General features: G+C 68.7%; 16 protein-coding genes and 6 pseudogenes. 8 read left to right on the top strand and 14 right to left on the bottom strand.

The window, feature by feature from the left end; translation table 11 throughout:
* Nucleotides 1-375: 375 nt before the first annotated feature.
* The gene (locus tag P3T39_RS27915; RefSeq protein WP_280701797.1) at nt 376-696 is read right to left on the bottom strand and encodes a helix-turn-helix domain-containing protein; all 321 of its coding nucleotides are present in this window, start codon (nt 694-696) and stop codon (nt 376-378) included.
* Between the two features lie 142 nt (nt 697-838).
* On the opposite strand from P3T39_RS27915, the gene P3T39_RS27920 reads away from it, so the two are divergent.
* Nucleotides 839-1,678, top strand: a complete 840-nt coding sequence (locus P3T39_RS27920; protein WP_280701799.1) for an NAD(P)H-binding protein — start codon at nt 839-841, stop codon at nt 1,676-1,678.
* Nucleotides 1,679-1,904: 226 nt separating this feature from the next.
* Here the strand turns inward: P3T39_RS27920 and P3T39_RS27925 are convergent.
* A pseudogene (locus tag P3T39_RS27925) lies at nt 1,905-3,121 on the bottom strand (IS110 family transposase).
* Nucleotides 3,122-3,302: 181 nt separating this feature from the next.
* On the bottom strand, nt 3,303-3,500 hold the full coding sequence (locus P3T39_RS27930; RefSeq protein WP_280701801.1) for a hypothetical protein: 198 nt from the start codon (nt 3,498-3,500) through the stop codon (nt 3,303-3,305).
* Here P3T39_RS27930 and P3T39_RS27935 point away from each other — a divergent pair.
* Nucleotides 3,466-3,834 (top strand): annotated as a pseudogene (locus tag P3T39_RS27935) (isochorismatase family protein); the annotation flags it as partial. The gene P3T39_RS27930 and the pseudogene P3T39_RS27935 overlap by 35 nt on opposite strands.
* 35 nt (nt 3,835-3,869) lie before the next feature.
* Nucleotides 3,870-4,091, top strand: a pseudogene (locus P3T39_RS27940) (DoxX family membrane protein); the annotation flags it as partial.
* 704 nt (nt 4,092-4,795) lie between these two features.
* On the opposite strand, the gene P3T39_RS27945 reads toward P3T39_RS27940, so the two are convergent.
* The 3 genes from P3T39_RS27945 to P3T39_RS27955 all read right to left on the bottom strand — a co-directional run bounded on the left by P3T39_RS27945 (nt 4,796) and on the right by P3T39_RS27955 (nt 6,376).
* Entirely contained in the window at nt 4,796-5,287 is a 492-nt protein-coding gene (locus P3T39_RS27945; RefSeq protein WP_280701803.1) for a universal stress protein, read from the bottom strand.
* A 166-nt stretch (nt 5,288-5,453) separates the two neighbouring features.
* A complete protein-coding gene (locus P3T39_RS27950) occupies nt 5,454-5,678 on the bottom strand; it encodes a hypothetical protein (protein WP_280701805.1) in 225 nt (74 codons plus the stop codon).
* Between the two features lie 395 nt (nt 5,679-6,073).
* The gene (locus tag P3T39_RS27955; RefSeq protein WP_280701807.1) at nt 6,074-6,376 is read right to left on the bottom strand and encodes a DUF4193 domain-containing protein; all 303 of its coding nucleotides are present in this window, start codon (nt 6,374-6,376) and stop codon (nt 6,074-6,076) included.
* Nucleotides 6,377-6,594: 218 nt separating this feature from the next.
* Here P3T39_RS27955 and P3T39_RS27960 point away from each other — a divergent pair, with 218 nt between their 5' ends.
* Nucleotides 6,595-6,771 carry a hypothetical protein gene (locus tag P3T39_RS27960; RefSeq protein ID WP_280701809.1) on the top strand — a complete coding sequence of 59 codons (177 nt, stop codon included), beginning with the start codon at nt 6,595-6,597 and terminating at the stop codon, nt 6,769-6,771.
* Between the two features lie 58 nt (nt 6,772-6,829).
* On the opposite strand, the gene P3T39_RS27965 is transcribed toward P3T39_RS27960, so the two are convergent.
* Entirely contained in the window at nt 6,830-6,997 is a 168-nt protein-coding gene (locus tag P3T39_RS27965; RefSeq protein WP_280701811.1) for a hypothetical protein, read from the bottom strand.
* 25 nt (nt 6,998-7,022) lie between these two features.
* Entirely contained in the window at nt 7,023-7,379 is a 357-nt protein-coding gene (locus tag P3T39_RS27970; protein WP_280701813.1) for a PRC-barrel domain-containing protein, read from the bottom strand.
* A gap of 155 nt (nt 7,380-7,534) precedes the next feature.
* On the opposite strand from P3T39_RS27970, the gene P3T39_RS27975 reads away from it, so the two are divergent.
* Nucleotides 7,535-7,786 (top strand): hypothetical protein, encoded by a 252-nt coding sequence (locus P3T39_RS27975; protein ID WP_280701814.1) that lies wholly within the window; start codon nt 7,535-7,537, stop codon nt 7,784-7,786.
* 299 nt (nt 7,787-8,085) lie between these two features.
* On the opposite strand, the gene P3T39_RS27980 is transcribed toward P3T39_RS27975, so the two are convergent.
* Nucleotides 8,086-9,954 (bottom strand): APC family permease, encoded by a 1,869-nt coding sequence (locus tag P3T39_RS27980; protein ID WP_280701841.1) that lies wholly within the window; start codon nt 9,952-9,954, stop codon nt 8,086-8,088.
* Between the two features lie 983 nt (nt 9,955-10,937).
* On the opposite strand from P3T39_RS27980, the pseudogene P3T39_RS27985 reads away from it, so the two are divergent.
* Nucleotides 10,938-11,114 (top strand): annotated as a pseudogene (locus P3T39_RS27985) (DUF1918 domain-containing protein); the annotation flags it as partial.
* A gap of 571 nt (nt 11,115-11,685) precedes the next feature.
* The gene (locus tag P3T39_RS27990) at nt 11,686-11,925 is read left to right on the top strand and encodes a hypothetical protein (RefSeq protein WP_280701816.1); all 240 of its coding nucleotides are present in this window, start codon (nt 11,686-11,688) and stop codon (nt 11,923-11,925) included.
* Nucleotides 11,926-11,984: 59 nt separating this feature from the next.
* Here the strand turns inward: P3T39_RS27990 and P3T39_RS27995 are convergent.
* Nucleotides 11,985-12,080: pseudogene (locus P3T39_RS27995) on the bottom strand (SpoIIE family protein phosphatase); the annotation flags it as partial.
* 1,114 nt (nt 12,081-13,194) lie between these two features.
* On the opposite strand from P3T39_RS27995, the gene P3T39_RS28000 reads away from it, so the two are divergent.
* Nucleotides 13,195-13,440, top strand: coding sequence for a hypothetical protein (locus tag P3T39_RS28000; RefSeq protein WP_280701843.1), 246 nt, complete (start codon nt 13,195-13,197; stop codon nt 13,438-13,440).
* 327 nt (nt 13,441-13,767) lie between these two features.
* On the opposite strand, the pseudogene P3T39_RS28005 reads toward P3T39_RS28000, so the two are convergent.
* From P3T39_RS28005 to P3T39_RS28020, 4 genes and pseudogenes are all read right to left on the bottom strand, one after another.
* Nucleotides 13,768-14,133, bottom strand: a pseudogene (locus P3T39_RS28005) (dihydrodipicolinate synthase family protein); the annotation flags it as partial.
* 76 nt (nt 14,134-14,209) lie between these two features.
* A complete protein-coding gene (locus P3T39_RS28010; protein WP_280701818.1) occupies nt 14,210-16,084 on the bottom strand; it encodes a histidine decarboxylase in 1,875 nt (624 codons plus the stop codon).
* A gap of 1,283 nt (nt 16,085-17,367) precedes the next feature.
* Nucleotides 17,368-17,685, bottom strand: coding sequence for a hypothetical protein (locus P3T39_RS28015; RefSeq protein ID WP_280701820.1), 318 nt, complete (start codon nt 17,683-17,685; stop codon nt 17,368-17,370).
* Nucleotides 17,686-17,792: 107 nt separating this feature from the next.
* Entirely contained in the window at nt 17,793-18,395 is a 603-nt protein-coding gene (locus P3T39_RS28020; protein ID WP_280701821.1) for a TetR family transcriptional regulator, read from the bottom strand.
* Between the last annotated feature and the right edge of the window lie 139 nt (nt 18,396-18,534).

Below are 18,534 nucleotides of genomic sequence, written 5' to 3' on the forward strand. Positions count from 1 at the left end.
CTAGCGCTGCGCGGGCCGCGGGAACGGGCACAGCAGAAATCCGGTACGGCTTCGGCGTTTCTCAGGGTGGTGTCAACCACCAAGATCAGGTGTGACCTATCTCGAAAAGTCGCAACGTGGTGGCCAGCAGCAACACTCAAGTGCCAGGTGGCCCGCTCACTGGCCAACTCTGGCGCTCAGTCACACCTCGCCGGACAGCGTCCGGCGCCCGGAGGCCCTGAACAGATTCACTTGACAGACATCCCATGAGCTGGCGTGTCAAACAGCGAGTGTGTGGCGCGGCGGGACCAGCCGGTCGCCTCGTCGCACAGTTGCCCTCGGGTTGTGGGGTGCTCGGTGACGCTGGATGCGCTTTCGTGGTCGGCCACTACCACGCTATCCCGCGTTGCGCGGCGGGAGCCGCCGTGTAATCCGGTCGAACAGCTCCGCCAGCGGCTGGCCGACGTCCTGACCGAACTCGGTCAGCCCGTAGGTGACCTGGGGCGGCGTCGTCGGCTCGACCTCCCGCCAGACGAGGCCGTCCTGGACCAGCGCGCGCAAGGTCTGGGCGAGCATCTTCTCGCTGATGCCCTGGATGCTCTCGCGCAGCTCGTAGAACCGGAGGTCGTTGCTCCGCAAGGAGATCAACACCCAGACGCCCCACCTGCTGGTCACGTGGTCGACCACATCGCGCGCGGGGCAGTCGGTGTGAAACACCTCATACCGCTTCTCTGCCTCGGCCCGTGTGTGCTGCGCGCTTCCCGTCACGTGATGAGCTTACCTAAAGGTATGTCCTTACCAAGAGTTAGCCCGGCCCCTACCGTGAAGGCCACAACGGACATCGGACAAGGAGCTGTACATGATCGTGGTGACCGGGGCTACCGGGAATGTGGGCCGGCCGTTGACGCGGGCGTTGGCCGAGGCGGGCCAGCAGGTGACGGCGGTGTCACGGCACGCGGCGGCGGTGCCGGACGGCGTCCGCCACGTGGTGGCCGACCTGGCCGAGCCGGCCGGCATTGAGCCCGCGCTGGCCGGAGCGCAAGCGCTGTTCCTGCTGCTGTCCGGCGACCTGCACGCCGCCGGAGCCAGCCCGGCCGACATCATCGGCCAAGCCGAGGCCAGCGGGGTCCGCCGGGTCGTCCTGCTCTCCACACAGGGCGTGGCGACCAGGCCCTTCGGCGCAACGCGGATCGCGATGCGTGCGCTGGAGGATGTGCTGCGGGAGTCCGGCCTGGAGTGGGCCATCCTGCGGCCGGGCGGCTTCGCCTCCAACGCCCTGTGGTGGGCCGAGTCCATCCGCGCGCAGCGGGTCGTCGCCGCTCCCTTCGGCGACGTCGGGGTGCCGATCATCGACCCGGCGGACATCGCCGAGGTCGCGGCGGCCTGCCTGCTGGATGACCGGCATACCGGCGGCGTGTACGAGCTGACCGGCCCGGAGGTGATCACGCCGCGCCAGCAGGCGCAGGCCATCGCCGCCGCGCTGGGCTCGCCAGTGCGGTTTCACGACCTCAGCCGCGACGAGGCCAAGGCCGCCATGGCCCAGAGCATGCCGGCGGAGCTCGCCGAGGACACCCTGGACATCCTCGGTTCCCCGAGCCCGGCCGAGCTGCGCGTCAGCCCGGACGTCCAGCGGGTCCTCGGCCGCGCCCCGCGCCCGTTCGCCGACTGGGCCGCGCGCAATATCGCCGCGTTCCGCTGAAACAGGTCAGCGCCGCTGGAACTGCTCGGCGTGCTCGGCGATCCACTCCTGACAGTCGAGGAACCTGATCCGAAGCTGACGTTGACGCAATGCCCGGGACTGACATTCCAGATAAGTGACTTCGTGCGCTTCAGAGGCTCTGGCAGTAGAGGGGGCAAGCCAAGAGCAATTCGCCGCAACACCGTTACCGATCCCAGAGGAACGGCCCTACCCATGAGCTGAAATGTCAAGCGGCGAGTGCGTGGGCTCGGTGGAACCAGGCGGTCACCTCGTCGTACGGTGTACCGGTTTTGAGGCAGCCGTGCAGGATGCCGACGAGCCGGTTGGCGAGTTGGCGCAGGGCGGCGTTGAACTCGATGCCGCGGGCGCGTTGCTTCTCGTAGTAGGCCCTGGCGCCTGGGGAGACCCGCAGCGCGGAGAAGGCTTGGGCGATCAGGGCGTCGATGAGCCGGTCGTTGCGGACGTGCCGCGCGGTCACGACCTTCTTCTTGCCGGAGGCGCGGGTGATCGGGCTGGTGCCGGCGTAGTTCTTGCGGGCCTTGGCGCTGGCGTAACGGTGAGGGTCGTCGCCGAATTCTGCGAGTACCCGGGCGCTGAGCATCGGTCCCAGTCCGGGCTGGGACCGGATGATCTCGGCGTTCGGGTGCCGGCCGAAGAAGTCTTCGACCTGCTCGTGCAGGAAGTTGACCTGCTCGTTCAAGGTGACCAGCAGCGCGATGAGCGCGCGCACCGAGACGGCGTAGGCGGCCGTGACTGCGGTGGGCTGGCTCAGGTGCTTGGCGCGCAGTACGGCTTGGATCTTGGAAGTCTTGTCGGGGATGTTGCGTCGGCGGGCGCGCTTGAGGGCGGCGCCTATCTGCGTGGTCATCAGCTTCGCAGCGGCGACCGGATCGGGTGCCTTGGTCAGCAGTTCCAGGGTGTCGGGGGCGTCCAGGTCGTCGAACGCCTCCAGGGCGGCGGGGAAGTAGTCGAGCAGGGCGTGCCGCAGCCGCTGCGTGGTTCGGGTGCGTTCCCAGATCAGAGTCTTATGGGCTCGCGTCACGACCTTGACTGCTTCGGCGTCGGCGGTGTCCCCGGAGACCGGGCGGAGCTGGTGGGAGTCGGTGCGCACCATGTCAGCGAGCATGTGCGCGTCGGCCCCGTCGCTCTTGGCCCCTGACACCGCCAGGCGTTCCCGGTACCGGGAGGCCTGCAGTGGGTTGACCGCGTACACCGTGTAGCCGGCGGCGATCAGCGTTTGCACCCACGGACTCCGATCGGTCTCGATTCCGATCACGCCCTCGGCCGTGCTGTCTTCGCCGAGCTCCGCACCGATCATCGAGTGCAGCCGTTCGATTCCGCGACGCCCTCCGGCAGGCGAGCCTTGGACAACCGACGGCCTGCGGCGTCCATCAACTCGACGTCGTGGTGGTCCTGGGCCCAGTCGTCCCCAACGAACAGCAACTCGTCCTCCGTCATCGACCTCAATCGGCAGTAGCCCGCAGGAGAACCATCAGCGACCTAATAGGGCTGTGCTCACGCCGCAATTGGGCGGGCACGACATCCCATCAGCGATCTCGCTCCTGGCCGACCGGCAGGGGCACGATCTGTCAACAGGACTCGGAGTCCAGGGAACAAAGAGTGCTCACCTGATGGCGGCTACCAGGCACCGAGTCTGCCGGATGGAGCCTCGGTAGGTCTTATTAGGGAACACCAGGGCCTCGCGGAGCAGCGCGTACGGCCGCTCACCGCCGGGCGCGGCGACACCGAGGTAGTACGACCGGTCGTAGTGCAGCGGATCGACCGGGAAGGACGCGGCCCTGGTCGAGGTGGTCAAGGCCACCGGGCGCAGCAAGATCATCCTTTCCGGCCTGTGGACCGAGGTGTGCCTGGTGCTGCCTGCCCTGTCGGCGCTGGAGCAGGGCTACGAGGTGTACGTGGTCTCGGACGCCTCCGGCGGGGTCAGCCCGCTGGCCCACGAGCACGCCGTGCAGCGGATGACGGCGGCCGGCGCGGTGCCGGTGACCTGGATACAGGTGCTGCTGGAGCTGCAGCGCGACTGGGCCCGCACCGAGACCTACCTGCCGGTCATGGACGTTATCAAGGAGCATGCCGGCGCTTACGGCCTGGGTGTGGTCTACGCGCAGACCATGATCAACGAGCACGCGGCCGGCTGACCGGCAACCAGGCGCCAGAGAAAGAGAGTTCACCAGTGAACACAGGTCTCCTCCTGCTCCGGCTGGTTGCCGGTCTGCTGGTCGCGGGTCACGGAGTCCAGAAGGTCAGCTTCCACCTGGGCGGACGGGGGCTGGCCGGCGGCACCGAGGAGTTCCGCCAGGACGGCTTCCGCGGAGGGGTGTTCACCGCGCTCACCGCAGGAGGCAGCCAGATCGGGGCCGGACTGCTGCTCACGGCCGGGCTGCTCACCGCGCTGCACCGTGACCCACTGCTCTACCCCGACCCCCACCGCGAGGTAGGCCGGTCATCGCGCACCGCCGGGTGATCGCCCAGCTGAAGTAGTCTTCCGGCAGGGTCGTGGATCTTCACTTCCGTAAGGGCCAGCCGAAAGTGATGGCCGGCGAGAGTGCAGTGCGGTGTGAGTCAGAAGACCCCCCGGTGGCTGGGAGGCGACGGGATCGAAGGTCGCGGTTATGTCGAGTACCTGCCTCGGGCTCGTTGTGGACTACCCGGTGCCGCCGCCAGGGCATCACAAACGAATCTGCACGCCGCCGACCGCGACTTCTTCCAAAGTACTGCGACCGCAGCCAGGGCCCCTGGCGAGCGTGGGACCATCCATGAAGCCGATACCTCGCGGACGCCCTGGCGCTGGCGTGGGCAGAACACCGGTCTCGCCGAAGACATCCGAACCCGATCCGCCGCCGGACGCCTCGGGTCTCCCTGATGTACACGCCCAGCCATCATGACCTTGCGTCAATCTCCTTGTCGGGAGAGGTTTTGGTGGGTCGTGGTGAAGAACGGATCGACCCGCCGAGAAGGGTGCCGCCGGGTCGGGTGCGGTACGAAGGACCGTTACGAAGGTGCGGGTCGGCCGACCGGGGCCGCTTCGGTCTTCCGGGGCGCTCGAATCGCGGTCCACGCTGCGGCCGGATGGGAGCCCGCCGCGGCTGGAATCGACGTTCAGGAAGCTGCTGTGTCGTGCTCCGCCGGGACGACAACGACGGGAAGGCGGGCGTGGTGGACCACCTCGGTGCTGGTCGACCCAAGGGTGAGGCGTCCCCAGGCACCCGATCCTCGGGAACCGACCACGAGAAGACAGGCGTCCCTGCTCGCTTCCAGGAGGACCTGCGCCGGACGTCCCCGTTCACAAACGATCTCCACCTCCACGGAGGGCCCGCCGAGCTGTTGTTGCAGTTCCTCGATGGAGTCGAGCATGGATTGCGTGACGAGATCACGCTGCTGCGGAATACGGTCACCGGTGCCGGTGGTGGCCGTACGCTCGAAGCCTGATTGCTGGGTGGGTGTGTACTCGTACGCGCAGACGGCCCGCAGGCCGGTGCCGCGTAGTTGAGCCTCCCGGAGCGCGAAGATCACAGCCTGCCGTGCTGGGGCCGAACCGTCCGTGCCGACCACGATCGGATGGACCGGGCGGGAGGCAGGAGGACCGGTCATGGGAGACCTCCAAGGATTCGGTGGGCTGGGAGACGCACTTTTCTTCGCCGCGAGGGTCGAGGAGGCCGTGGGCGTGCCACTCGGGTGTCGCGTAGGCGGATGCCGCGGTGGCAACGCCGCCGCGGGCGGCCGACCCGGTGCGCCGGCGGCGGCGGAGCCTGACTGGTCAACTTCGACCTGTGCACTTCTCAGCCTGCTCCTGTCTGTCTGCGGGCACCAGTGCACGCATGAGCGCTGGCTGCCGGCGAGCTTTCCGGAAGGTCTGCGGGTTCGAGGTCGCGATCGGTGGGCGCATGACCTTGGCGAGGAACTGGATTTGCCGCAGTGTGCGGTCGCGCACGTCGGGTTTCCCGGCGCCGCCGCTGTGCCACACGTGGAACGGGACGTTCATGACGACGATCTTCGGCAGGGGCGGAGTGCCCGTCGTAGCCGAGCCGCGAGCCGGTTGCGCAGGAGGCGGTGCCGCCAGTGCCGGACGACGATCTCCGGGAGGATGACGGTCATGGCAAGGTCCGGGCGCTGATGGTGGGCCGCCCTTTACCACCTCAACCGGCACACCATCGGCGCCGACCCCGACCTCATCCAGCCCGGCCGGCACCTCCACCTGTATCCCTGGCCTTCGCGGCCGCTGAACACTGCCGGCCGAATCGGATGTCGCCCGGTGGCCGACCGGACGCACGCCCATGTGAAAGGTCTCCCACACGACCAGTGGCAACGCCCCGACGAGCCTCACTCGCTGCGGTAGTCCTCCAGGGGCCCGCGCCGACGAATACGCCGGTCCGCCGGTCAGGACGCGCACTCTTGGCAGATCGGTTGACCGTCCTTGTCCTCGCCTGCGAGTTGACTGCGGTGGTGGACCATGAAGCAGCTCGCGCAGGTGAACTCGTCCTGCTGTTTCGGCAGTACCCGGATCGTGAGCTCCTCGCCGGAGAGGTCCGCGCCCGGCAGCTCCAGGCTCTCGGCCTCTTCGAGCTCGTCGACGTCTGCGGTGCCAGCCGACTTGTCTTTCCGGCGGCTCTTCAGCTCCTCGATACTGTCCTCGTCCGCGTCGTCACTGTTCTGGCGCGGGGCGTCGTAGTCGGTGGCCACAGCGGTACCTTCTCGTCGGTGGTGAGGGTTGGTGCACCAGCCTGCCCTCCCCGGGCAGCGGGAGCGGCATGAAACCCGCGCCCTTTCGGATGACGTCCGCCGACAAGACTGCCTGCCGGTCGGGCGAGCAGCCGTCGATGGTGCGACCGGCGGTGCCACCATCGCCTTGCCCGCTCCGCTGGCGGGTGACGCGCGAGCCGTCCAAGGGGCCACTGGACATGCAGTACCAGGACAAACCCGACGGCGTCACCTACGAGTACGACCAGCACCCGAGCGGAGCACTGCGGATCCTGCGCGTCTTCGAAGACACTCCGCACGTGGTCGAGGCGTACTTCAGCCCTACGGCCTGGCTACAGGTCGCGGGCACCTACCGGCGAAGCGGTTCTGAGTACTGATCCGCATCCGCACCGGTACCACCCGCCGCGCACCGCATGGCGGGTGGTACCGGATGTGTCAGCGGTTGGGGGAGTGGCCTCCGCGCCGGAACCTGACGGCGGAGATGACCACGGCGAGCACCAGCACGGCCACGCCGATGAAGAGCAGGTAGAGCAGGCCCTTGGCGACGACGCCGACGATGCCGAGCAGGATCGCCACGATGATCAGGAACAGCACCAGTGCCATCTTCGACCTCCTCGGGGTGTCGGTCCTACCGGCGTGCGAGTCGGCGTTCACCGCCCGCGCCCGGCGCGTAGGCCAGCTCGTAGTGGGCGAAGACGGCCGCCTCGTCCTCGGCCGGCAGCTCGCCGTCGGTGTCGATCGCCGGTGCTTTCTTGACCTGGCTTTTGGGGTGGGCAACCTGCAGGTAGCCCGGACCGACCCTCGCGTCGGCGAGGGGCACGAACACCAGGCGGCGGCGCGTGGGCAGCCCGACCGTGACGGTGGCGAACGAGGGCTGGTCGGTCGCGGTGTCCACGTAGACGGACTCCAGCGTGCCGATCTTGTGCCCGTCGACATCGACCACGTCGTGGCCGCGCCATTCCCGGATGTCACCCGCCTCGAACACCAGCAACCTCCGACATCAGTGGGTGTGTTCAATCGTCCCACCGGGGTCACCGCCACGCCCTGCGGCGAGGGCGGAAGTCCACCACCGGTCGCTGGCAGCCGGTCAGGCCCATACGGTCGTGTTCTGGAACAGGGTCGTCGTCACAGGAGGCCAGAATGCGGCACTACCGGTGGATTCTCGAGACCCAGGACGACGACGGCCGTTGGTCCCAGCAGGACGGCGCTCCCATGCCGAACCCGCTGGGATACGACGGGCCGCCCCAGCAGACGGCCAACCACCTGAGGGACGTGTTCGTGCGCGCGCTCTCCAGGCCCGCTCCAGGCCCCCGGGCGATCAGGGTCCGGGTCTGGGAGGGGCGACACTCGGTCGGCGAGCCCCAGGCCGAAACCGAGTGGTCACGCGAGTAACGCGACCAGCCTCAGCCAGCGGGACGGGCGCGTACCCTATCCCGCGCCACTCCTACCGGACGTCCTTCCTCCATGGGCGGATCCGGTGATGTGGGCCGGTCATGTGTGCGGGGCTGGCGAGGCACCGGGCCATGCGGGTTCGGGCCATGCGGCGGCACGCATCCGGGCGACGTCCGCACGCCTGTCGGCAGGGATGTCGTCTGCGCCGACTTCCCCCCAGGACACGTTGCGCGATACCGGATGAGGGACTGGATTGCTGCTGTGGGAAGTTGGACACGTCGGGCTGTTTTCCCGCTGTGCTAAACGTGGAACGGGACGGTCGTGACGACGATCTTCGGCAGGGGGCGGAGTGCCCGTCGCAGCCGAGCCGCGAGCCGGTTGTGCAGGAGGCGGTGCCGCCAGTGCCGGACGACGATCTCCGGGAGGATGACGGTCAGAGTGAGGTCCGGGCGCTGATGGTGCAGCGACTCGATGTAGTTGACCAGCGGAGCGACGATCGCGCGATAGGGGGAGAGCACGATCTTCAGCGGTAGGTGGTCGCCCCATAGAGTCCAGTACTCGCGGAAGCGTTGGGCCTCCTCCTCGCTGGGGCTGATGTGGAGCGCGAGGACGGGCTGCTGGAGCGAGGCCGCGTAGGCCAGCGCACGCATGCCGGCCAGGTCCAGCGTGGCGATCGGCACGATCGACAGTGGGTGGATCTCCTCGGGAGTCTCCTCGGTCTCCGCTTCTGCCTCGGTCTCCGCTTCTGCCTCGGGCGTGGGGCCCGGTGTCTGTGCGGTGGTTCGCTTCGCGCCGTCCCCCGAGCGCGGTGGTGTGATGGTGCGGCTGGGGACTTCGACTGCGTGGGGATGCAGTTCAACCGCTTTGCCGACCACGTCGTAGTGGTGCCGGATTCGTGTCGTCACCAGGATGAACAGTCCCACCACGAGTACGGCGAACCAGGCGCCCTCGGTGAACTTGGTGACTCCCGCGGTGATGAAGACGATCGCCGAGAGCAGGGCGCCGGTGGCGTTGAAGGCCAGGCTCTTGCGCCAGTGGCGGTCGCGCAGGCGCCACCAGTGGACGACCATGCCGGCCTGCGACAGCGTGAAGGCAAGGAAGACGCCGACGGCGTACAGCGGGATCAGGGGGGCGGTCCTGCCGTCGAACGCCGCGTAGATCGCGGCCGCCGCGACCGAGAGCAGGATGATCCCGTTGCTGAAGGCCAGGCGGTCGCCCAGTCGCAGGAAGATCCGCGGTGCCTGGTTGTCGCGCGCCAGCAGGAACAGGACTCGGGGGAAGTCGTTGTAGGCGGTGTTCGCCGCGAGCAGCAGGATCGCGGCCGTGGCCGCCTGCGTGAAGACGTACAGGAAACCCGGGCCGAAGGCGCGATGGGCGAGCTGCGACAGCACCGTCTCCTTCGCCGAGGGCACGACGCCGTCGAGATGGACCAGAGCGATGGTGCCCGCGAACAGCGCGATGAGCAGACCGACCATCCAGGTCAGTGTCGTGCGGGCATTGCGCCATTCGGTCGGCTGGAAGGCCGGTACCGCGTTGGAGATCGCCTCGATGCCGGTCATCGCCGTCGAACCGGAGGCGAAGGCGCGCAGCACCAGCAGCGCACCGATGCCCTCGGTCGCCGTCAGCCGTGGTGCCGCAGCCGGCTGGAAGCCACGGCCGGACGCGTCGAACAGACCCACGGCGACCAGGGCGAAGACCGCGATGACGAAGGCGTACGTCGGTGCGGCGAACAGCACACCCGCCTGACGCACACCACGCAGGTTCCCGGCGAGCAGCGCGGCGATCACGATGACGCCGATCGCAACGATGTCGGGTTCGAGCGAGGGGATCGCCGAGGTGACCGCCGCCGTCCCGGAGGCGACCGAGACCGCGACCGTGAGGATGTAGTCGGTCATCAGCCCGGCAGCGGCCGCCAGCCCGGGAACGCGGCCCAGGTTGGCGGTGGCGACGATGTACGAACCACCGCCGTGCGGGTAGGCGCGGATCGTCTGACGGTACGACACCCCGACCGTGAGCATCAGGAACACGATCGCCGCGGCAATCGGCACCGAGTAGGTCAACCCGGCGGCACCGCCCAGGACGAGGACCGCCAGCATCGCCTCGGGACCGTACGCGACCGAAGAGAGCGCGTCGGCGGAGAGCACCGGCAACGCCACCACCTTGCGCATCCGCTCATACGCGATCGCGGTGCTCCTCAGCGGAGCCCCCAGCAGCGCATGCCGCACCCCGGAACCGACCCGGCCGAGCCGGGAAGGCCGCGTGTCCTCGCCGGTCGCCTCCACCGCCGGCGGCTGTCCCCCAACCGGGGAGACCCGCACGAAACGACCGAAGCGGACCGGAAGGATCTCCGAAGGAGCGGGATAACGACCGAGATCCGGATCCACAGGCAGCGCACGACGCCACACCTCCGGATCCCGCGACACCCGGCCCCACTCACGCCCCACCCGGCGCAACACCCCGAGCTGCTCCTCGTCGAGGGCCGGCAGCAGGGCATCGGGGCTGGGCGCGCCGCCTTCCTGGGCACCACCGCTGCTGTCCCGATCGATATTCGACACACCACACAGTGTTACGCATGGCGTCCCCTGCCAGGGTCAAGGCGCACGCCAGGTGCTCGGCTTGACGGTGGTGCATGAATCGCCTCATCCGGAAGTACTGGGCGCTGTGGATCCGGACGGCGTACTCCTCGCGCATCGTGGCCGAGCCGCGCGCAGTCCGAGCTTGCCCCAGCCGCCGTCCGACCGGGTTCGATGCCCACGTTGGCCCGATGAGCGGGAGGCCCGATCATGAAGACACGGACAGCGGCACCCCGAAAGCCCGCGCCGGTCCGGACGGGAGCGCAAGAATCGGATGGGAGCGCAAGAAGGAGCCGCGTTCGACAACATGTCGGGTCGCCCCGGCGACACCGGGCGCGAAATGGGCGACGAGCTTCGGGAGCCGAATGATTCGGCGCTCGGGTCCATGACGCGACGCGCGCGTCGAGGGCCGACGCGATCGAAGCAGCCCGACACACCGGCACGGCGCCCTGAACCGGTGGACACGGCGACGTCTGGATTCGCCTGACCCCCGAGAGGATCAGCGGACGCGTCATCCGAGTCCGGGAAGGCTCGTGGACGCGGGGCGGACAGAACCCTGCGGACGGAAGGAGAACGTGATGAGAGCGAGCGTGGGAGACCGGCTCATCGTGGAGAGCCCCACCACCGGCGAGCCGCGCCGGGACGGTGAGATCGTCGCACTGCACCACGCGGACGGCAGCCCGCCGTACGACGTGCGCTGGTCGGACAGCGGACGGACCACCTTGGTGTTCCCTGGCCCGGGCGCACACGTCCACCACTTCGCCCCTGCTGACCACGCGCGCTCACCTCGACAGCACGGTGACGGGCCAGGTCTCCAGCAGTCCGAAGGGCATGACGATGACTTCTGACGGACGGCCCCCGGTCGTGGTCGGCGTCGACCATGAGCACCCCGGCCACCTGGTGCTCGCCTGGGCCTCCCGACGAGGTAAACCGCCGTGACCTGCCGGTGCGGTTGCTGCCGGCCGGCCGGTCGTTGGCCAGCAGCAACCGTCTGGCCGCTGCGGCCCGGCCGGGAGGAGCTGGCCTGGCTGCAACGCGCGGCCGGCGAGCACGTACTGAGTGAGGCGGCACGCTTCGTCGGCGAGCGCCACCCGGACTTGCCAGGATCGGTCCGGCTGGTGGACGGGGAGCCGGCCGAAGTCCTGCGCGCACAGGCCCGGGGGCCGCGCTGCTCGTCCTGGGCTCGCGTTGGCTGCCCCCGGCCCGGGAACTGTTCCCCGCGGGCGCGTCCGGTGGGGCGTCAGGCCTCGCAGACGGTCACGGCCCGCGCGCCAAGGGGGCCGCTCAGGGCTACGGTCGAGAAGGGGCTCCGAAGGAGGTGCACGCATGCCCGAATACACGTGGCTCTTGTACGTGACCGACCAGCACGGCCGCAGGACCGGCCAGGACGGCCTCCCCGTGCCCTACCCCTTCCACAGCGATGACAGAGCCCAGGACGTCGCCGACACCCTGTGCGGCTACTTCGCGAAGTCGCTTCGTGACAGCTCCCCCAAGAAGATCGAAGTGGAAGTCTGGGAGGGACGGCAGGCCGTGCAGACTCCCCACGCGAGGGCGGCTTGGCCGTAGTCGAGCTCTCGCAACTGTTCGACGAGCGCGTTCTGCCAGGCACTCGCTGCGGGGCCGGCTCGGATCAGCAGCGGGGCAGGGTGGCCGGCGTTGACCTGTTGCAGGTGGCCCGTTGCGATGTCCAGCCGCATCATCTGCGCCGTGACGAAGCGGTCTGCCGCCCCCGCTGGCGTGGTTCTCCCGTGCGAATTCCGCCATGGGTACCTCGGTTCCCCGCAGCAGCCTTTTCCTCGGCGGGCTTCCCTGCCTTGCTTCGACGTAGATCCGCGGGCGTCTCACCGCCGTTTTCTCTGCCCTGGCGTCGCACCGGCTCTCACCTCGCGACACCTGAGCCCGGATGGATCTTGTAACTGTGGGGTGCGGCCCCTGGAGCGGCTCGCAGTCGAGGTCGGGCAAGGTGTTCAGGTGGCCCCTGCGGCCGACCAGCGGCAATGCGCAACGCGGAGCGACGACCCGCATCAGGAGCCGCACGGCTCCGTGCCTGTCCGAGGCGGCCCGATCGGGACAGGCAGCCGCGGGGGTGAGTCCATGCGGCGGTATTTGTGAACCTGGAGGCCCCGAATACGTGTTTTGGAGAGTAACCTGGGATGTGCCGGAAGAAGTTTCCGGAAGCCGATCGCGAGGAGGCGAATATGCAGCTCAGTAAAACAGGAGCCCTGATTCTGCGACTCGTGATCGCGAAATTCCAGCCCAGCCTTTCGGTCGGGAGATAGCGGGGGCACGTAGGGGTCGGGGGGCGCAGGTGCAAATCCTGTTGTTCAGAGCAGTGTTTACGCAGGGCGTAGGCCGTTTCCGCAGAGATGCGGGGGCGGCCTTTTTGTTGTTCCGGCAGGTAGCAGCCGCAGTGAGGTTCCATCATGCGGCCACCGGCATGCGGGTCGTTTCCTGCCTTCGTTCTCCGGCGGGTGGTGCGCCGTCTCCGAGACAGTGCGCGCCCACGGCCTACGTCTGCCGCTACCGAGGCGTGGCCATGACCCGTGGTCGATTCCGGTGGGCCGGGCCGAACTGCTGCCGGACACGATCAGCCAGCCGGTTGAGTCGGGCCCGGCCCCGCTGGGGACGGGGACGACGGCACTGTCGACAATGAGTGGTGACCCCGTTTGCACGACCGCGGAGAGCGGCTGCCGGGCCTGGTGGCGACCAACGCTGCGATGGCCGTGGCGCCGCAGGCCGACGGAAGCATGTCACGACACCTTGCCGTGGCCGGACGTGCAGGGCTGCCGCGCCCGGTGGGGGGTGGTCCGAGCGGCTCGGGAATACCGTAGGAGCATGTCCGTCTACATAAAACTCTCGCGTGAAGCCCGGTCGCCTGCGGAGCCGTCCAGCGGGCCACTGGACATGCAGTACGAAGACAAGTCCGCGAGCGCTACGTACGAGTACGACCTGCATCCGAGCGGCGCATTGCGGATTCTGCGCGTCTCGGAGAACGGTCCCCATGTCGTGGAGGGGTTCTTCGGGCCCGGAGCATGGCTTCAGGTCGCGGGGACGTACCGAAGGAGCGGCTCCGAATACTGACGGCGAGGGCGAGCCAACGGGTCGGTCCCCTGTCATTGGCTGGGCCTTGTCGGTGAGCGACTGGCGGCAGCGGAGGGCGTCCTCGCGAGCGCCGACCCCGCTCACACCTCCCACCGGCAGGCGTGCCCGGCCTCCGCCGATCAGGCAGGACCGCCGGGGCGTCGGCCAGGCCAGCGAGGCTGGCTCGCGGATATCGGGGCGAGTCGCATCGGGGTCCGTTCGAGTCCGCGCGGCAATTGGCCAAGCGCCCGGGTGTCCGCATGCGTACGGGCGCGTGCATGGGTATGAGCTGCCGGAACGATTCGGGCAATGGAAGACGGTGGCCACTGTCTCGAAGTGGGTGTAGACCTCGTGGTCGGTGAGCGCGATGTAGTCGACGGGCGCCAGCAGAACCGCTGAGGCTCCCTCATCCTTGGCGTCACGCCGCAGCCGCAGGACTTCGTCCGTGCGCAGCGCGCCGATCCCCACCATGACCGGTACGGGCCCGGCTTCTTCGACGGCGGCCTTGATCGCACTGCGGCGCTCGTCGCGGGGCAGGTAGGGGGCGGTGCCGGTGCTGCCGAGCAGGCCGATGGAGTCGACCTTGGCGACGGCCAGCCTCCCGACCAGGCGGCGAATGCCGTCGGTGTCGACTCGGCCGTCGTCATAGGTGGGGGTGATCGGGAAGGCAGAGAGGCCGTGGAACAGCGCCATGGAGTGCTCTTCTTGCGGTGGGTCGGCCTGGGAGCGGCGGGTATGCGCCGCTCCCAGGCCGGATGGGCAGGTCCTGCTACTGGAAGCCGCGACCCGGGCCCGGTACCGCTGCCAGCGACAGCACGCCGTCGGCCAGCTCCACCGGGGCTTCGGCGGCCAGGGTCGGAAGGGCCTCGACCGCCGGCAGCAGCTGGTCGGCGCACTCCCTCTCGAGCTCGGCCAGGAAGGCGTCGATCTTCTCCCGGGTGGTGGAGGCCATCAGGAAGATGTGCGCGTAGCGGCGCCGGGTCTCGGGCTTCTTCGGGACCATGAACACGTCTTCCGTCGAGAGCGACCACTTGTCCACGAGCTTGTCGCTGGGACGGCGGAACCGCACGGTGAGCGCGCCCCGGGTACGGGCCGGCCACAGCTTCACCCTGTGCTTCCGCTCCAGCTGCCGCAGGCGGTTTTCCAGGTAGATGGACAGGTCCTGCGCGTGCCTGATCAGGTTGACCTGGTCCTGGTAGGAGTGGCGGGCCAGGTGGTCCCAGATCACCAGGGGCGAGAAGCCGTTGCGCGACCCGGCGAACGTGGTGTCCGGAGAGCCGATGTACTGCGGCTGGGACGGCGGCATGAGCTGGTACTTGACCTTCGTCATGTAGATGCCGCAGGGCCACGGCGCGCCCGGCCACTTGTGGCCGCTCATCGCGATCGAGGCGACCATGTCGATCTGGTTGTCGTCTTCGCTGGACAGCGTCAGGCCGAAGTCGAACTCGGGGAGGTCCACCTCCGGCGTCCAGCCGAAGCGCGGGTCCTCGTAGGCCATCCGCATGAACGGCCCGTACCCGGCCCCGAGTGCTCCGTCGACGTGGATCCAGAAGCCGCGGCGGAGGTCGATCTTGGCCTCACCGGTCTTGGGGTCCTTGCCGTACTGCACGGGGCGCTCCAGAAGCCCGTTCTCCTCGAAGATCGGCAGCAGGCGCTCGCAGACTCTGCGGACGTCGTCGTGCGCGCCCTTGAAGGTGCTGCCGTAGTTGAGGCTGATCATGATCGGGTGCCCGTTCCCGGCGAAGAACTTGACCAGGGTCTCCAGGGCGTCGATGTCGATCTCGCCGGGGCCGTCGGCGGAGTTGCCCGAGGGGCCTCTGCGGGAGGGGACCTCGGTCGGCCACTCCTTGAGCGGCCGGCCGTCGGCGTCCGTGAGCGGACACCTGCCCGGGTACAGGGCCTCGCCCGCAGCGTGGAAGGTGTCGACGTTCAGGACGCGCACGGCCTTGGCGAAGGAGTAGTGGGTGTCCTCGGAGAAGAAGGCCACCGGGTGGAAGGCGTTGGGGTTGTCGATGTGCGGTGCGGCCTGGACGTAGCGCAGGGCACCGAACGTGGTCGGTTCGGTCGACTCGATCAGCGCCTTGCCGCTGAGGTAGTCGCGCGCGTTCCACAGCGCGTACATGTTCCCCTCGGTGGAGCCCATGGAGAGCATGTAGCCCCAGTACGACTCGGGCACGCGCGGGTCGTGCGGCCACTGGGCGTTCCACAGCGCTGCGTAGTAGTCGAGCACCGCCCGTTCGGCGATCTTCGTGTTGGGCTTGTAGCCGCCGCTCTGGAACGGGTCGCCGATGTTGTTGAGGTGGTTCTCCATGAACCGGGAGAGATCTGTTGGGTAGCCGTTCATGTCCTGGGTGACCTGGTAGCCGAGCATGTGGTCGCGCCTGTCGGCCAGGTAGAGCTCCATCGAGCTCAGCGCCTTGCGCCGTTTGGCGTCGCTGAGTCCGCTCGCCGGGAGTTCGAAGGCACGGGTCTCCAGGCCGGGCTCGACCGGGTACATGGCCTGCGGATCTCCGATGGGACCGCTGACCGGGGCCGCGTGGCCGTTGGACAGGCCCTGCGACTCCAGGATCTGCTGCCAGGTCTCGCCGTCCGAGCCGAACGGGACCTGCGGGAGCTGGTGGGGACGGGACGTGACGTCTGTCATGGGTGGGACTCCGTGCTGACGTGGGCAGGCCCAGGGAAGGCGCACAGGCGCTGCCGGCCGTGCCTGTCCGGGCACGGCGGGATGGGTGGTGTCGGCCGGAGGTGGTGGGGCTCCCTGGGGAGGAAGCAGTCCGCAGCGCAAAGTGACCAGCCGGCACTCTGAGTATTTGTGAGGTCTGGCCGGGTGGCACGCCGGGTCGAGCCGGACGGGTCGGACCGCCGGATCTGCGCGCGCGGGCAGACTCGGCTGTAGCACACGAGAGACGGCGCCGGCGGGCCGACGACGGTCGTCTCTCCGGGCTACGGCACTCACGCGCATGGCGCTTGAAGTAGCCGCGGTATTACGCGCAGCAGTTCCGCGGCACGTCAACCGCTGCATCACATACACAGCAGGCAGCTCCGGGTACATGTACGTCATGAGGTTCAGCCGGACCCGCAGGCGGCGCAGGAGGTGCCGGACGGCATAGCCGTGCAGAGCCGCCCGCGTAGCCGTCCCGCGCATCATCGACGGCCGAGGCACCCTCGACCCCGCCTGTTGGCGGGCCGCCGGCTGGACCTACCGCGCCCTCGGCCGCCCCTGAGTCCTCGCACGCAGATGAGCTGCCGCTGCCGGGCGCGGGCTCCGAGTTGTTCGGCATGGGTTCGGGCCGCGGCCGGGTCCTTGACGGCGTCCTTCAGCGCCTGCCGGGTCTGCGTAGCACGCCTCGGTGCGGGCCTGTTCCAACAGCGGGTGCGCGCGGACGGCGGGGGATGCCTCGTTATCCAGGGTGCTGAAAGAGTGTGAGGCATGTGCCTCTTGAGCGACTTGCCTCACGAGTCTCCGAAGATCTTCAGACATGTAGAGAAGCCCAACTTCACTTCGTGCGAAGGGAGTTCCTAGTTACCATCGCCGGTGGTCCGCTTCAGGATCCGACGCTGGTTCTTCGCGGAGCGGCGCAGCAGCTCGCCCGCAGTGAGCGTCACGGTCGCCACGACGCGAACCCGGCGGGGCCCGCCGCGCTCTGCCCACACGTTGTACAAGGGGAGCGGAGTTTGGCCGAGCAGCGGCTTTGACCCGGTGTTCTTCGGGCAGTGTCACAGTGGCCCCGTTCGCCACTGTGAGCTGGGCCCTGAGGAAGGCGGCCCATTCGCGGCGCACCGGGTGTCGGCGCGGTGCGGGGCCGAGGCCGGCTGCGCGTAGGACCCGTCGGACGGTGGCCGGGCTGGCCCTGTGTCCGGGTCGGCGCAGTTCGCCGTGTACGCTTCGGAAGCCCAACTTTGGGTTCTCGGTGCCGAGTTGGGTGATCAGTTCGCGCAGTTCCTGCGGCAGGGTTGGGCTTCCCGCAGGCGTCGGTTGGGTCCACTTGTGCTGGACCAGCTCTTGGTGGCAGGCGAGTAGGGTGCGCGGGGAGGCGATGCGGTGGCTGCGGAGTGCCCGGGGGAGTAGTCGGGCGAGGGTGGCGAGCAGTGCCCGGTCGGGCAGGTGGGCTTCGGCGCGGAGGCCTGGCGGCGCAGCGCCGCGACCTCGTGCCGCAGGATCGGCATCTCGGCGTGCTTGGCTGCGGAGGGCCGGGACAGCAGGACGAGCCACGCGAAGATCCGCGTGGCGATCAGGTAGAGCATTCGTACGAGCACAAGAACAAGCACCGAAGTCGCCGTACCAAGCCGGAGATGCGTCGTCCCAGCTCAGCAGCTGGGCAGCCGTTCTGGAGCGCTACGGGTTCGCGGCCCTATGCGACAGCGGTGCGGCTGTGCAGGTCGGTGCGGGCACTGTCGAGGATTTCGTCGGCAAGGGCGGGGTCGGCGTCGGCGACGGCGCGTGACAGCAGCAGGGCGCCGGCCATCTCGCTGAACAGTGCGATGGCCCGCTCTCGCCGCTCGCCTTCGTCGAGTCCGGGTGCTTGGACGATCTGCGTGAAGCGGTCGAGGTTCGCCGCCAGGCCCTGCGCATAGCGAGTGCGGGCGGCCGGGTCCAGTCGGCGGGCGTCGCCGGCGAAGCCCGTGTTCGGGCAGCCGTGCTCGATGTCGGCGCGATGTTCGGGCGACAGATACCAGTCGATCTGCTCTGCGAGCGGGTCGCTGCCGCGAGCCTGAGATGCCGTGATGGCTTCGTCGAGGTTGCCGAACCCGTCCGCCATGGCCTTGGCGACGACCGCGGCGACGAGCGCGTCCTTCGAGGCGAAGTGGTTGTAGAAGCCGCCGCGTGTCAATCCGGCCGCGCCCATCAGCTCGACGAGGCCGACGGCATCGACGCCGCGCTCACGGAACAGGCCATCCGCGGCGGTGACGATCGCTTCTCGGTTCTCCGCCGCCTTCTGCTTCGAGACACCCACTGTCTTCTCCCAACCCCTACCCCTGAGGGGACTGTAGCGGGCCGGACCGCAGATCTCAATGTCGATCGTCATTGACATCGCAGCACGGCAGGCGTAGAAACGATGTCAAGCGACATTGTGATTGTGTCGATCGGGGCGC

The organism is Kitasatospora sp. GP82 (genome assembly GCF_029892105.1).
In the GTDB taxonomy this organism is placed as follows: Bacteria; Actinomycetota; Actinomycetes; order Streptomycetales; family Streptomycetaceae; genus Kitasatospora.